Source organism: Vibrio ichthyoenteri ATCC 700023, assembly GCF_000222605.1.
GTDB lineage: Bacteria > Pseudomonadota > Gammaproteobacteria > Enterobacterales > Vibrionaceae > Vibrio > Vibrio ichthyoenteri.
In genome coordinates this window covers 1-477 of the sequence record NZ_AFWF01000126.1, presented here as the reverse complement: position 1 = coordinate 477, position 477 = coordinate 1, and the positions used below count along the sequence as shown (strand labels likewise).

Genomic DNA, 477 nt, shown 5'->3' with positions numbered 1-477 from the left:
GGTTCTGTCGCATCGTGGGGAACTAAATCATCCATGTAATGCTCAAATTGGTGTTTTTAACATTTATCAGGCATTACATGGACTTCTCTGGCTACCAGCATCCTTCAGATATCATTCTTTTAGCGGTTCGTTATTACGTGTCATATAAGCTTAGCTATCGCGATATCGAAGATATTTTCGCTGAGAGAGGTAGTTATGTTGACCACTCCACCATTAACCGTTGGGTTATCAATTTCGCCCCAATGATTGAGTCTAAAGCGCGCCAAATTAAACGACAAGTCTCATCATCTTGGCGTATGGACGAAACCTACATAAAAATCAAAGGTGAGTGGTGGTATTACTACCGGGCCGTCGATAAATTTGGTGACGTCGTTGACTTTTACTTAAGCAAAGAGCGAGATGAAAAAGCGGCTCAAGCCTTTCTGCGCAAGGCTATAAAGACAAATGGATTGCCAGATAAAGTGGTCATAGATAAGA

At 41.7% G+C, this 477-nt stretch carries 1 protein-coding gene; it reads left to right on the top strand.

Annotation, left to right across the window (positions count from 1 at the left end):
* Nucleotides 1–77: 77 nt before the first annotated feature.
* A partial coding sequence (locus RH85_RS10090) for an IS6 family transposase (protein ID WP_006712122.1) occupies nt 78–477 on the top strand: 400 nt, incomplete at its 3' end.